Raw genomic sequence first — 13,285 nt, 5'->3', positions numbered from 1 at the left:
GGCAGCGGTAATAGCGATAATAAACAGACAATGCTGCTTTATGCATGGCGACATAAGCGCAAGGACAGGTGAATGATGAGCAAGAACATCTACGTAACGAGCCCTTTACTGCCTCCGCTTGATGAATTTACGCCCTATCTGGAAAAGATATGGGATAACAAATATCTGACGAACGGCGGGCCTTTTCACCAGCAGCTTGAACAAGCTCTGGCCGAGTATCTGGGCGTCAAGCATTTGTGTTTATTCACCAACGGCACTCTGGCGCTGTTGACGGCGCTGCAGGCGCTGCGCATCACCGGCGAAGTCATCACCACGCCTTATTCGTTTGTAGCAACCTCTCACTCGCTATTGTGGAATAACCTCAAACCTGTCTTTGTCGATATCGATCCGGTTACCTGCAACCTTGATCCCAAAAAGATTGAAGAAGCGATTACGCCGCTCACGTCCGCCATTCTGCCTGTCCACTGCTATGGTATTCCCTGCGATGTTGATCGAATCCAGAACATTGCGGATGTTTACGGCCTGAAGGTGATTTATGACGCCGCACACTCTTTCGGCGTGAAAAAAGATGGCGACAGCATTCTGAATTATGGCGATCTCTCGATTCTAAGTTTCCACGCGACCAAGGTGTTTAACACCATTGAAGGCGGCGCCATTATTTGTCCCGACGCAAAAATGAAGAAACGGATCGATTATCTGAAAAACTTCGGTTTTGCGGATGAAACCACCGTGGTCGCCCCCGGTATTAACGGCAAAATGAACGAAGTGCAGGCGGCATTTGGTTTGTTGCAACTGAATTATATCGATCAGGCGCTGGAAGACAGAAAACGCATTTATCGCTATTACCGCGATGGACTGGCGCAGATTAATAGCATCAGGACGTTGAGCGTGCCGGATTCAATTGACTGGAATTATGCCTATTTCCCGCTTTTTGTTAATGATTACTCGTTCGATGTGCGCGAGAAACTGTATGACGCTCTGAAAGAGCACGGCATCATGTCACGCCGGTATTTCTACCCGTTGATCAGCAGCTTCCCGATGTACCGCGGTCTCGGCAGCGCGAGCGCCGAGAACTTGCCGGTGGCGGCCGACATCGCCAACGCTGTGCTGTGTCTGCCCATTTATCCAGGCCTGGAAACCGGCGATCAGGACCGTATCATTGAGATTATTGGGCGCACGTTGAGTGAAAACGTGCGTTAAGTGACAGGCTTGATCTCGCACTGGGGGCGTGTGCGTTCCCTGTCGCAGCGGGAAGCCTGAGAAAATATTGGTAACAGAGAATGGATATGTCGACTATAGATGCCTTAATGCTTGATGCGGGTTTTTCTGCGTTGCCTCTGCTGGAAGCGTGCCTGGAACAGGGCGTTGCGATTGGTGTGTGCAGCGGTAAACCCGGCGATCCTGGTCATATCCGGGCAACCCGGTCGATTGTCGAAGATTATTCGGACAAAGAGGCCATTCTCGGCATTGTCAGAAAAGAAAATATTAAGGCTATTTTGCCCGGCGTGACGGATGTTTCTTACGAAACCGGCGCCTGGGTTGCGGAATCGCTGGGCATGCCAGGTTTTGATTCGGTTGAGACAACGGCGATTCTGCTGAAAAAGGATGCGTTTCGTGCTTATGCGCAGCGTAAAGGACTGCCGATTCCCAAAGCGGTGCGTGACATTGAGTCGGTGGGGCAACTGTCGTACCCGATTCTGGTCAAGCCAGTCGATGCTTACAGTGGCCGCGGCATTACTCAGGTTCAGCGTGAGCAGGATATTCTGCCGGCTTACCAGTCGGCCGCGTCGGCATCGGTAAGCGGTCAGGTGGTGATAGAAGAGTTCAGGCAGGGCTCGTTGCACAGCCATTCGGCGTTTATTCGTAACGGCGAGATTGTCTGTGAGTTCTTTGTTGATGAATATTGCACGGTCTACCCTTATCAGGTGAACAGCAGTTGTGTTGCTCATCAAATGAGTGAAACGCTGAAAAATGCCGTCAGTGACTGTATCAACAGCATTGTCGCCGACCTGAAGTTATGCGATGGCTTGCTGCATACGCAATTTATCTCCAGGGGCGACGATTTTTGGTTGATCGAACTGACCCGGCGCTGCCCGGGCGATTTATATTGCCAGCTGATTCGTTATTCCACCGATATCCCCTATGCGGAATATTTTGTGGCGCCTTTTTTGTCGCTGCCGTCGGCATTTGCCAATAAGCGGCCGACGGCCCGCCATTATGTCGCCAGACATACCGTATCGGTGTCTGAAAAAACGATCTTCAACGCGCTGCGTTATCACCAGTTGCCCGGTGAATTACTAGAGAGTGTCGTGCTGAAAAAAAGCGGCGAAGTATTGAACCCGGCGCCAGGCGATCGGGCTGCCGTTGTGTTTATGACCTTCGATGAAGAAGCCGCGTTGCTGAAAAGTACCGTGAACCTGAAAAATCACCTGGTGGTGAGCCACTCTTTTCTGGGGAAAGATCAATGAAAAGCATGACAAACAACGGTGAGGCATTAAAAGTCGGGTTCATCGGCGGAGGCATTAATTCGGCAATCGGTGAAACGCACAAGATTGCTTCGCAGATGGATGGCCACTTCGAATTGGTATCAGGTTTTTTCAGTCGCCATGATGACATCAATCAGCAAACCGCCGCCAGTTGGGGAATTCATGAAGACCGCGTGTACCGCGATCTGAGCGGCTTTTTGCAGGCGGAAGCCAGTAAACTGGATGCGGTCATCATTCTGACGCCGACGCCGACGCACAAAGATATTGTGATTGCCTGTATTGAGCATCAACTGCCGGTTATCTGTGAGAAGTCGCTGGCAACCAGCGTAGCGGAAGTGGCCGAGATCCAGCAGGCGCTGGAACAAATGAACGGGACTCTGCTGGTCACTTTCAATTATTCCGGCTACCCGATGGTCAGGGAGCTGAAACAGCGGATCGCCGGCGGCGAGCTGGGCCAGATCAGGCAGGTTATGGTTGAAATGCCTCAGGAAGGTTTTCTGCGTCATGTGAAGAACGGGGCGGTGCCGCGCCCGCAGGACTGGCGTCAGCATGACGGCGTGATCCCTACCGTGTCGCTGGATTTGGGGGTGCATGCCCATCAGATGGTGGATTTCATCATCGGCGAGCAGGCGCAGGATGTGTATGCGGTGCACCATCGGTTCGGTGAGATCCCGGACGTGGTGGATACGGTTCACTGCATCTCTGGCTACACCAATCAGGTAGTGTGCAATTACTGGTATACCAAAGCGGCGCTGGGTTACCGCAACGGGCTGCGTATCCGGGTTTATGGCAGCAAAGGATCGGCTGAATGGCTGCAGATGGACCCTGAGCATTTGAAACTCAGTAATATCAACGGCGTCTCCTATGTGATCGACAGAACGCATCCGGATAACCTGATCGCATCTCAGCCACGGTACAACCGGTTTAAAGCCGGCCACCCCGCCGGATTTATTGAAGCGTTTGCCAATTACTACGAGGACATCGCTTCTTATCTGAAAGAAGGCGCGTGCGAGTATGTGTTTGGCGCCGATGTTGCGATGCGCGGTATTCGTTATCTCCAGGCCGCCGCCGCCAGCGCGCATAAAGGAGAGAAGGTTCGAATTACGGAGTAAATCCGCGATTTGATAAATATATAAATCAATGTGTTGCTGATTTTGTACTGTATCGGTTTAGAGATCACCCGGTGTTACTGTCGCTAAACTTTTACTGGTAAGCCGCGTTTGCTGATAACAGCATGTCGGAGCGGTGCATGATGAGGGTGATGACTCATTGCGATATCAGAAGGTATTGGAGAGAAGACGAATGAATACAGCCAGTAAGCCTGCGGCAGCGCACAGCGCAACAGCTGACTTTTTTGAACGGTTTACCCGTGCCGATGGTGTTAAACACTATGTACTGGGTGTTAACCAGTATGCGGAGGCCGTCGCCAGAGTCGCGCCGGTTGACGGCTTTATTGACGAATACACCGACCTGACGACATGGCTGGGAAAGCCGGTGCTGCGCCTGAATCAAATCGAGAAGGACAGCATGGTGGTGTCTGCAGTGACCAATTCCCGTCCCAGAACCGGCGTGGAAAAACTGAAGGCAGCAGGCGTCAAAGAGGTGATGGACTATTTCGCGTTTGCCGATTTGAGCCACGGCGCAGTGCCACAGCTTGAATGCATTACCGATATGCGTAAAGAGTATGCGACCAACACCGCGAAATTCGAGTGGATCCGCGGGCTGCTGGTTGATGATGAGTCCCGCCAGGTATTTGACGACATTTTACGTTTTCGCCTGGAGGCCAACCTGGCCGCGATCGACAAATACGATTTTTGTGTCGACAGACAGTATTTCGAACCGTTCGTTGCGTTTTCCGATGGCGAAGTTTTTGTCGATGGCGGCGGGTTTGATGGTTTTACCAGCCTGGAGTTCGCCAAACGTTGCCCTGGGTATGGCGGCATCCATTTCTTCGAACCGGGCAGCGATACGCTGGTGCTGGCTAAAAAGAATATGCAGCATCTGCATGGCGTTACCTACCACCCACTTGGGCTGTTCGACCGGAATACGACGCTGAGCTTTTCCTCGGGCGATGGTTCTGCCAGTCATATTTCGGAGGAAGGGAACGTAAAAATTGAAGTGGCGACACTGGATAGCGTAGTTAATGAGCCCGTTACCTTTATCAAGCTGGATCTGGAGGGAGCGGAAATCGCCGCGCTGACCGGAATGAAACAGCATATTCTGGATGATCACCCGAAGCTGGCAGTGGCGGTTTATCATTATCCGAGCGACTTCTGGAAAATTCCCGAATATATCCTGAGCTTGCGGAGTGATTATCGCATTTATCTGCGCCACTATACCGAAGGATGGGCTGAAACCATCATGTTCTTTATCCCGGCGGCCAACTGATGAGCTATTTTCCGGGTGGTTGTGCAGACCATCCGGAAAGGCATTCTGTAATATGTCTGATCATGTTGCCGTAACAGTAAATACAATGAATTGAAGGTTGTTTATGGCGGATTACACGCATGTAAAATCGACGCATCAATATTATCGGGATGTGTTCAGCCGGGAGTTGATGATTGGCGATATTGGCGACTTGCCGAAAGCGATTATCGTTGATGTGATTGTCAATAGAAGCTGTGATGTTTATACCCTGAACAAAAATCTGGTTGCCAGCCAGAGCAATTTGCCAGAAGCTCAGGATCGCGCGCTGAAATTACTGCTGAATGCGATTGCCTTGTCTAATCTGGCGCTGGATGAAAAATGGAGTGGTCAGCAAGTACATATGCCGGCCGAGTATATTGACAGTGTTGTCCGTTATCTTAGCGACGTATTAGAGCTGGCGCCGAATCTTGAATATCTGGTCGTCTCTATTCAACTGCTGTACCGGATTGGCGCGATAGAACATGCCGTTTCTCTGATCGAAAACAATCTGGACGCTTTGCAGGATGTGCCTGTTATTTTTAAGATTCTGCTGCTCACCTGCATTCTGGAGGACGATTACGAGTATGCGTTGTTACTCGTCAAGAGAATGACCGCCAACTCCTATCTTATTGGCGAAGACCCGCTAACGTTGCTGATGGTCGTTTCGACCATATTCAAAAGTGGTGGCTGTCCTGACTCATATATTGATTTCAGTTCGCTGGTATCGAAAACAGAGAACATCAATTATGAGCATTATCAATGGTTACAGCAAAGAGATCATGATAATGATAAACCCACCATACTTATCGCGTGTGATGTTAAATATTATCATCAGCATGCCGTACATCTGATTTATTCACTCTATGAAACCAACCGTGAAAAATTCAATGTACACCTTCATGTCTATAATATTGACGAGGTGACGGCTGATGATATCAAAGCGAAACATGCACAGTTTCCTGAGCTGAATATTTCTTGTACGACCGAACCGGTTGCTGATGTATTCGGTATTAATGTGCACTATGCCTGCAGACGGTTTGTGGCGGCTAATTATCTGTTGCCTATCGTCAAGGGGCCGCTGATTATTGTCGATGCGGATTGCCTGATGAAGAATGGCTGGCAATTTGTCGAGCATACTGTGGCATCAGCGGATATTGCTTTGACGAAAAGCGAAAGTTCGCCGTTCTGGGAAAAAGCCATTGCCGGATTTGTCTACCTGAACGGTGGTGAGGAATCCAGACGATTCATCAAAAAAGTTGCCTTGTTTATATGGAATAATTTGATGAAGAATAATGCTGTCTGGTTTTTGGATCAGGTCGCATTGTCTGCCGTTCTGGATGGCGTGGGGAAATCGACCCATATTGCGCGGATTGATGCGTCTTTTGTCTGTGACGTCAATCACAGAGAAAGTTCGTTCGCCTGGGTGGTGACGACTATCAAGGATGCGCAAAACCACTATTCGGAATATAAAGATTATCTTGTTGAAAAATATGGCAATAAGCTTAACGGCTAACATTTATTGAGCAACGGGAATAAGGCGCCAGTGGGATGGTGTCTTATTCCTCAGTCATATTTTATTATGCTGATTATCCGATAATGACGGTTTATCACCGTATGCATCCGCAAGCAGCCTGATCGCGCTTCTGCCGTCATGACTATTATTGTATTAATAGTTTCTTGCATTATCAGTCAATAACTGTACATCACAAAAATGACCGACTCCGGCCAGGGGAAGGTACCCACCTTACGCTATAGCGGCTACAATATTCAGAAATGGGGATTCGGTTGCATATCTGAAAAAAGCCTTTTTTCTACACCTATTCTGCCGATTGCCATAGTATGCTAAACGCATAATGTTGCTGAGCACCTTAATTTTATAGGTATTTATCACTGTGAGCGAACTGTATACCGCTGAAGGCACAATGGATAAAAATTCATTATGGAAGCGCTATGTTCCCCTGGTGCGCCATGAAGCCTTACGCTTACAGGTTCGTCTTCCGGCAAGCGTCGAGCTCGATGATCTCCTGCAAGCGGGGGGAATTGGGCTGCTCAGTGCCGTAGAACGTTATGATTCGTTGCAGGGCACGGCATTCACCACCTATGCCGTGCAACGTATTCGTGGCGCGATGCTGGATGAGTTGCGCAGCCGGGACTGGGCGCCGCGCAGTGTCAGGCGTAACGCCCGGGAAGTCGCTCAGGCAATGCAACAGGCTGAACAGTCACTCGGCCGGGCTGCAACCGAACAGGAAGTGGCCCAAACCCTGAATATCTCGCTGGAGGAGTATCGCCAGATTCTTCTGGATACCAACAATAGCCAGTTGTTTTCTTACGATGAGTGGCGGGAAGAGCATGGGGATAGCGCTGAGGCGTTACTGGAAGGCAATGAGGAAGCCAATCCGTTAAATCAACTGATGGACGTGAATTTACGCCAGCGAGTGATGGACGCGATTGAGAGCCTACCAGAGCGAGAGAAAATGGTGTTGACCCTCTATTATCAGGAAGAACTGAACCTAAAGGAGATTGGGGCGGTTCTGGAAGTCGGAGAGTCGCGCGTTAGTCAGTTGCATAGCCAGGCGATAAAGCGTCTGCGTGCGAAATTAATGAGTGACGTTTAATTTTGGAGCGCGCAGATATGTAGTTGTACCCACACTACTGTCAGGAATGGACTCATGCCTCAAGCAACCAGGAAGAAGCAGCTTCTGAGCCGTTATTTGAAAGACTTCAAACACAGGCAAACACACTGCGCCAATTGTGCCAAGGAACTGGATCGTGTTTCGCTGGTATTTCGCGATCAGCTCATCAATAAAAAGTCGATAGCCATGATGGATCGGCTGATTGACAACACTATCTGGGAATCTGTGCAGGAAGAACTCATCCCCTTATGTCGTTTTTGCAGTGAAGTTTCCTGCAATACACACGCCAATTATTTCGATATCAAAGCGTTTACGCAGTATCTGATCGAACAGACTGAGGTGCGTCACAGCACGATGCGGGAATATGTCATCCGCTTGCGGCGTCTTGATGAATTGCTGCTGTCGAAGAATTACCCGCAGGAGAGCTTCTCCTCGGATGGCAATATTCAGCAGCGTGTTTGCGATTATTTGCCTGATATCGAGCAGAATACATACCGCAGCGCTCTGCGGAAGTACGATCAATATCTGCACTGGCAGAAGCATTACTAACCTTCGCGTTCCTCCGCTGACCGGCGGAGGAAATCCAGCTCATAGTTTTATGTTATGGTGATGTGAAAATACTTGCCATACCGGGGCAAAATATAGCACTGTCATCTTAATGACATCTGTGGGCGGTAATTTCATCCTCAGATGTCGGGTGCCTGATACGGTCAATCATTATTCACCCGAATAGTTATTGTCACAGTGAGGAGCGCGAATGGTAGAGTCCTTCCCTGGACGGAATAGTCAGCAAATTCGCCCGCATTTACCGCCTCAGCAATGCGGAGGATCTCCCTCCCGCTTCATTTTCTCACTGTCCCTTGCTTGTTGCGATATGGTCCCTGGAGTGATTCCCGCTCCATTCTTCAAAGCCGATGCCGAACGCGCCGTCATGCCAGTAAAGGCGACTGCGCCAACTTCGCGTCGGCTTTTTTCATTCCACCTGCGTTACGGCTTAATAAGGAAGCCAAACCTCATTTGTGAACAAAACACCGTCGACCCTGGGTCGTACGGTCAGTGAAACAAACTGTAAGGTGCCACTATGGGAAGACAAAAAGCAGTGATCAAAGCGCGTCGTGAAGCCAAACGTGTTATCAGACGCGAATCGCGCAGTCATCGTCAGCGTGAAGAAGATTCGGTCACTTCTCTGGTTCAGTTGGGCGGCATTGAAGCTATCGGTATGGCGCGTGAAAGCCGCGACACCTCAATGATTGAGGCCCGAACCCCAGCTCAGGAACACTACTTGTCTGCAATAGAAAATAAACAGTTAATCTTTGCCACCGGTGAGGCGGGTTGTGGCAAAACGTTTCTCAGTGCGGCCAAAGCGGCCGAAGCACTGCTTCATAAAGAGGTTGAACGTATTATTGTTACACGGCCGGTATTGCAGGCGGAGGAAGATCTCGGCTTCCTGCCGGGCGACATCGCGGAGAAATTCGCTCCTTACTTTCGGCCGGTTTATGACGTGTTGCAGCGTCGGCTCGGCTCTTCCTTCTTGCAATACTGCTTGCGGCCGGAAATCGCCAAGGTGGAGATCTCGCCATTCGCCTATATGCGCGGGCGGACGTTCGAAAACGCAGTGGTGATTTTGGACGAAGCGCAGAACGTTACCGTCAATCAGATGAAGATGTTCCTGACGCGTCTGGGTGAGAATGTCACGGTGATTGTCAATGGCGATATTACGCAGTGCGACTTGCCTGCCGGCGTGAAATCGGGCCTGCGCGACGCGCTGGAGCGATTTACGGAAGATGACATGGTAGGCATTGTCACCTTTAGCAAAGAGGACTGCGTCCGTTCCGAGCTGTGTCAGCGTACGCTGGTGGCGTATTCCTGATTCACGATTGGCGTAAAAGCGAAAAGGGCTGCGTGAGCAGCCCTTATTTCACCGAAACATCAGGTCAATCAGTGATGGCCGAGGCGTAATGGCTGTATGTCGTTCATGGCATACGAATCGGTAAAATGGCCGTTCCCCTGCAGTTTGAAGGCCTCCACCGACTGGCGCAATTTGGTTGCCTGCTCGTTGAGTGAGTCCGCTGCGGATGAGGCTTGCTCCACCATGGCGGCATTCTGCTGTGTAACCGCCTCCATCTGGTTGATGGCAGTGTTAATCTGGGATATGCCGCGACTTTGTTCTTCCGACGCCAGCGACACTTCATTGACCAGGCTCGACACGTTCTGAATTACGCCTTTCACGTTATTGATGGAATCACGGACTTCGTCAGCCTGCACCGCACCATGCCGTACGGCGGCAATCGCACTGTCGATCAGCGTCTTGATCTCTTTGGCGGCGGATGAGGAACGCTGGGACAGCGTGCGGACCTCGCCGGCTACTACTGCGAAACCACGCCCATGTTCACCTGCCCGTGCGGCTTCCACGGCGGCATTCAGCGCCAGGATATTGGTCTGGAAGGCGATGCCCTCAATGAGGTTGGTGATATCAGCCACTTTTTCTGACCCGTGAGCGATCTCTTCCATCGCGTGCATCATACGCTGCACCGCTTCATCGCCATGCTGGACCGCGACGCTCGCTTGCTGACCCAGACGATTGGCCTGTGCGGTATTGTCGACATTGCTTTCGATGGTGGATGAGATTTCATGCATGCTGGCGGCGGTCTGCGCCAGCGAAGAGGCTTGCTCTTCCGTTCTGGCGGAGAGGTCTTCGTTGGCGGCGGCGATTTCACCGGATGCCGTCGAAACGCTTTCACTGGCGGAACGCACGTCAGCCAGAACGGTGGCGAACCGCTGAATCAGGTTGTTAAAGGCACCGGCGGTCTGACCGATTTCATCGTTCTTTCTGGTGTCGGCTTGCAGGGTTAAATCCAGATTTTCACTGACGGTGATCAGCGTCTGGCGCAAAGCATTCAGGCTGGCGCGCACATAGCTGATAATCACCGTGGACAAGGTACCGGCGGCGAGCAGGGCGATCACAATCAACCCGATCAGCCCAAAGAAAGCCTGTTTGAAACTGGTGGTATTTTGATCCTGCAGTCCGCCGGCCAGACCGACGTTGTAGTTGTACTGATCCTGGAAACCTTTTACTAGTTTCTCCTGAGCCAGCGTGACATAGCCCTGAGAGGCAAAGGCTTTCTCTGCGGCCTGAGCATCGGTTTGAGACTGCTGAAACAGCTTATCTTTGGCGGCGCGGAAGTCACTCAGATACTGCAGATTATCATTGGCCATCTGCACATCTTTGTTGTCAGAGACCAGATCCTTTTTATATGTAGCATTCAGTTTTTCAACGCTGCTCAGCGAGTCATCAAGCGCGCGTTTTAAGGTATTGCGCTGTTGCTCTTCCCGGGTGAGAAAAATAAGCGCCAGATCGCCACGTGCATCGTTTAATGCATTATTCGATTTCACCAAATTATCAAGGCTGGGTAATGTGTTAGTCATCACATATTCCAGACGATCTTTTGACTGGCTAAGTGAATGAAGACCAAAACCACCGACGCTAATCAGCGCCAGGGAAAAAATACTGATTGCGATAGCTAATTTCTTCACAATGGTCATGTTGGAATGCTCCGCCAGAAATGAGGATGGAGATAAAAAAGTATAATTATCTTACCGCGATGAATTTATTTTATTTAGATTAAGTGAACATTAATGGCAATAAAAAAGCGATTTTATTTAAGTTTTTTGGGGAAATATAAGCTTGATAATCAATATTGCTTTGTTGATTTTTGATTTATATCAATAGCTTGATTTTATTGGTGGGATTGTGACCATTACTTGTGAAGGCTGTGCTGAAGATGATGAAATGAGACGGATTATTATATAAAAGATAATTAATATTTCCTGTATTTAAGGAGTGTTTTTTCCTTCCTGTGAAGGTTTATCGTTGCTGTGTTGTCTGGCAAGGCGCTGTTTGGTCGAACCGCTGTCGCGGATTCTTATCGCCGTTCCATCATCGGTTTAAAAACAAAAACCCCAGACTTGCGTCTGGGGTTTTTGTTTTTAATTCTGGCGGTGAGGGAGGGATTCGAACCCTCGATACGTTTTCACGTATACACACTTTCCAGGCGTGCTCCTTCAGCCACTCGGACACCTCACCGGATCGTCGCCGTCAGGGGCAACGGGGCGCTACTATAGGGAGTCACCCTGTTATGGTCAAGCAGTATTTCAGGCTTTTGAAACGTCTGGCTAACTGTTGTTCGACCCGAACAGAAGCACGCCAAATAACCGATAAAAAAAGACCACCGCCGGGGCGGTGGTCGGAATAATCATACCCGCGGAATTAGTTCAGCAGGGATTTGATGTAGCTGGTCAGTTCAGCATTGGTGCTGTTAGCGAAGAAATATTCCTGGAATTTCGGACCGGCAATAGCGCCTTTGACCAGATCCTGATCCAGACCTTTCAGAATGGTGATCAGGTCCCGGTAGGTCACTTCTTTAACGGCATCCAGGATTTTCTTGTTACGCTGCTGCGGAACTACGCGATCGCTCGGGTAGCCGCGGCCGCCTTCTTCTTTGAACAACTGAGTGAACAGGTTTTCCAGGTTCAGCTCGGCGCCCCAGCCAAAGCCTTTGGCGTAAGGCAGAGAAACGGCGTTACCGTTGTTGATCTGGGAGAACAGGTAAGCGTCAGACGGGTCAACAACCAGACCACAGATCACACCCGGGAAAGAGTTACAGGCCAGCATGGCGCCCTGACCGGTACCACAACCCGTGACCACGAAATCAGCGGCACCGGAGTTCAGCAGGATGGCAGCCAGGATACCGTTCTGGATGTAGGTCAGCTGTGCAGCATCTTCAACAGCATACTGACCGTAGTTGTATACGGTGTGACCCTGCGGTTCAACGGCTTTGGACAGGGCAGTGGCGATAATCGCGTTCTTTGCGGCCTGGCTGTTCTCGTTAATCAGTGCAATTTTCATGTTCGTTCCTTTATATGTGCGGACAACTACATTTTTTAAAACACTATTTCATTTCGATAGCCCAGTATACCTTGCTCGCCAGAAACCGCAAACCACCAGAAACCGGAATTGATCGCAAAAACGTGAGCTGATCGATCTCTCGCGGTTGTCGTCATTCCTGCGATTTGTGGGTCGGATTTATTTTTGATTGATCGTTCAATTAAAAAAAGTTTCAATGGACCCCTGATAACCAGACAACCATTCGGCTGGCGCAGCCGTAATACGCCCGCCGCAGGAGGTGTTTATGCCCAAAGTCGGGATGCAACCGATCAGGCGACAGCAATTGATCGACGCTACATTGATGGCGATTGACGAAGTGGGACTGCATGAGGCGTCCATTGCGCAGATTGCCCGACGAGCGGGCGTTTCTAACGGCATCATCAGCCACTATTTTCAGGACAAAAATGGCCTGCTTGACGCCACCATGCGCTACCTGTTGCGCCTGCTGGGCACCGCCGTCAGGACGCGTCTGGCCGCGCTGACGTCAGACGACCCTGGGTTGCGTTTACGGGCGATGGTGGCGGGTAATTTCGATGCGAGCCAAACCAGCGCGGCAGCGATGAAAACCTGGCTGGCCTTTTGGGCCAGCAGCATGCATTCCCCTAACCTTTATCGGCTGCAGCGCGTCAGCAGCCGCAGGCTTTATTCCAACCTGTGCGTCGAATTTCGTCGCTGTTTGCCGCGCGAAGAGGCGCGCCGTGCGGCAAGAGGCCTGGCGGGGTTGATTGACGGATTGTGGTTGCGCAGCGCGCTGAACGACAAGGGATGCAGCCGGGAGGCGTCTCTGGCGGTTGCCTGCCACTTTATCGACTGCC

General features: G+C 50.5%; 10 protein-coding genes, 1 tRNA gene and 1 pseudogene. 9 read left to right on the top strand and 3 right to left on the bottom strand.

The window, feature by feature from the left end; all coding sequences use genetic code 11:
• Positions 1-75: 75 nt before the first annotated feature.
• From DXX3274_RS13800 to phoH, 8 genes are all read left to right on the top strand, one after another.
• A complete protein-coding gene (locus DXX3274_RS13800) occupies positions 76-1,200 on the top strand; it encodes a DegT/DnrJ/EryC1/StrS aminotransferase family protein (protein ID WP_042862123.1) in 1,125 nt (374 codons plus the stop codon).
• Between the two features lie 86 nt (positions 1,201-1,286).
• On the top strand, positions 1,287-2,468 hold the full coding sequence (locus DXX3274_RS13795) for an acetyl-CoA carboxylase biotin carboxylase subunit family protein (RefSeq protein WP_050569881.1): 1,182 nt from the start codon (positions 1,287-1,289) through the stop codon (positions 2,466-2,468).
• Positions 2,465-3,598, top strand: coding sequence for a Gfo/Idh/MocA family protein (locus DXX3274_RS13790; RefSeq protein WP_042860251.1), 1,134 nt, complete (start codon positions 2,465-2,467; stop codon positions 3,596-3,598). Before DXX3274_RS13795 ends, DXX3274_RS13790 begins: the two co-directional genes overlap by 4 nt.
• Positions 3,599-3,788: 190 nt before the next feature.
• Complete coding sequence (locus tag DXX3274_RS13785) at positions 3,789-4,874, top strand: FkbM family methyltransferase (RefSeq protein ID WP_042860250.1); 1,086 nt, start codon at positions 3,789-3,791, stop codon at positions 4,872-4,874.
• Between the two features lie 103 nt (positions 4,875-4,977).
• Positions 4,978-6,405, top strand: coding sequence for a hypothetical protein (locus tag DXX3274_RS13780; protein ID WP_042860249.1), 1,428 nt, complete (start codon positions 4,978-4,980; stop codon positions 6,403-6,405).
• Between the two features lie 379 nt (positions 6,406-6,784).
• Positions 6,785-7,507 (top strand): RNA polymerase sigma factor FliA, encoded by a 723-nt coding sequence (locus DXX3274_RS13775; RefSeq protein ID WP_042860248.1) that lies wholly within the window; start codon positions 6,785-6,787, stop codon positions 7,505-7,507.
• 54 nt (positions 7,508-7,561) lie between these two features.
• Positions 7,562-8,074: a flagella biosynthesis regulatory protein FliZ gene (gene fliZ, locus DXX3274_RS13770; protein WP_042860247.1), complete on the top strand. Its 513-nt coding sequence runs from the start codon at positions 7,562-7,564 to the stop codon at positions 8,072-8,074.
• A 532-nt stretch (positions 8,075-8,606) separates the two neighbouring features.
• Positions 8,607-9,395 (top strand): phosphate starvation-inducible protein PhoH, encoded by a 789-nt coding sequence (phoH, locus tag DXX3274_RS13765; protein WP_042860246.1) that lies wholly within the window; start codon positions 8,607-8,609, stop codon positions 9,393-9,395.
• Positions 9,396-9,463: 68 nt separating this feature from the next.
• On the opposite strand, the gene DXX3274_RS13760 is transcribed toward phoH, so the two are convergent.
• The 3 genes from DXX3274_RS13760 to DXX3274_RS13750 form a co-directional block, all read right to left on the bottom strand.
• Positions 9,464-11,068: a methyl-accepting chemotaxis protein gene (locus tag DXX3274_RS13760; protein WP_042860245.1), complete on the bottom strand. Its 1,605-nt coding sequence runs from the start codon at positions 11,066-11,068 to the stop codon at positions 9,464-9,466.
• A 451-nt stretch (positions 11,069-11,519) separates the two neighbouring features.
• Positions 11,520-11,609, bottom strand: a tRNA-Ser gene (locus DXX3274_RS13755).
• Between the two features lie 183 nt (positions 11,610-11,792).
• Positions 11,793-12,431 (bottom strand): RpiB/LacA/LacB family sugar-phosphate isomerase, encoded by a 639-nt coding sequence (locus tag DXX3274_RS13750; RefSeq protein ID WP_042860244.1) that lies wholly within the window; start codon positions 12,429-12,431, stop codon positions 11,793-11,795.
• A 283-nt stretch (positions 12,432-12,714) separates the two neighbouring features.
• Between DXX3274_RS13750 and betI the strand changes: the two are divergent.
• Positions 12,715-13,281 (top strand): annotated as a pseudogene (gene betI, locus DXX3274_RS13745) (transcriptional regulator BetI); the annotation flags it as partial.
• Positions 13,282-13,285 lie beyond the last annotated feature (4 nt).

It is taken from the genome of Dickeya sp. NCPPB 3274, from assembly GCF_000406205.1.
Taxonomy (GTDB): Bacteria; Pseudomonadota; Gammaproteobacteria; order Enterobacterales; family Enterobacteriaceae; genus Dickeya; species Dickeya fangzhongdai.
Note: the sequence above shows the minus strand (reverse complement) of the source record. Positions and strands in the feature narration are given on the sequence as shown.

Excerpts from the sequence above, each read along its gene's own strand:
- DXX3274_RS13780 (WP_042860249.1), top strand. The coding sequence starts at position 4,978 with ATGGCGGATTACACGCATGTAAAATCGACGCATCAATATTATCGGGAT.
- DXX3274_RS13800 (WP_042862123.1), top strand. The coding sequence starts at position 76 with ATGAGCAAGAACATCTACGTAACGAGCCCTTTACTGCCTCCGCTTGAT.
- fliZ (WP_042860247.1), top strand. The coding sequence starts at position 7,562 with ATGCCTCAAGCAACCAGGAAGAAGCAGCTTCTGAGCCGTTATTTGAAA.
- DXX3274_RS13795 (WP_050569881.1), top strand. The coding sequence starts at position 1,287 with ATGTCGACTATAGATGCCTTAATGCTTGATGCGGGTTTTTCTGCGTTG.
- DXX3274_RS13790 (WP_042860251.1), top strand. The coding sequence starts at position 2,465 with ATGAAAAGCATGACAAACAACGGTGAGGCATTAAAAGTCGGGTTCATC.
- DXX3274_RS13750 (WP_042860244.1), bottom strand. The coding sequence starts at position 12,431 with ATGAAAATTGCACTGATTAACGAGAACAGCCAGGCCGCAAAGAACGCG.
- DXX3274_RS13785 (WP_042860250.1), top strand. The coding sequence starts at position 3,789 with ATGAATACAGCCAGTAAGCCTGCGGCAGCGCACAGCGCAACAGCTGAC.
- DXX3274_RS13760 (WP_042860245.1), bottom strand. The coding sequence starts at position 11,068 with ATGACCATTGTGAAGAAATTAGCTATCGCAATCAGTATTTTTTCCCTG.
- phoH (WP_042860246.1), top strand. The coding sequence starts at position 8,607 with ATGGGAAGACAAAAAGCAGTGATCAAAGCGCGTCGTGAAGCCAAACGT.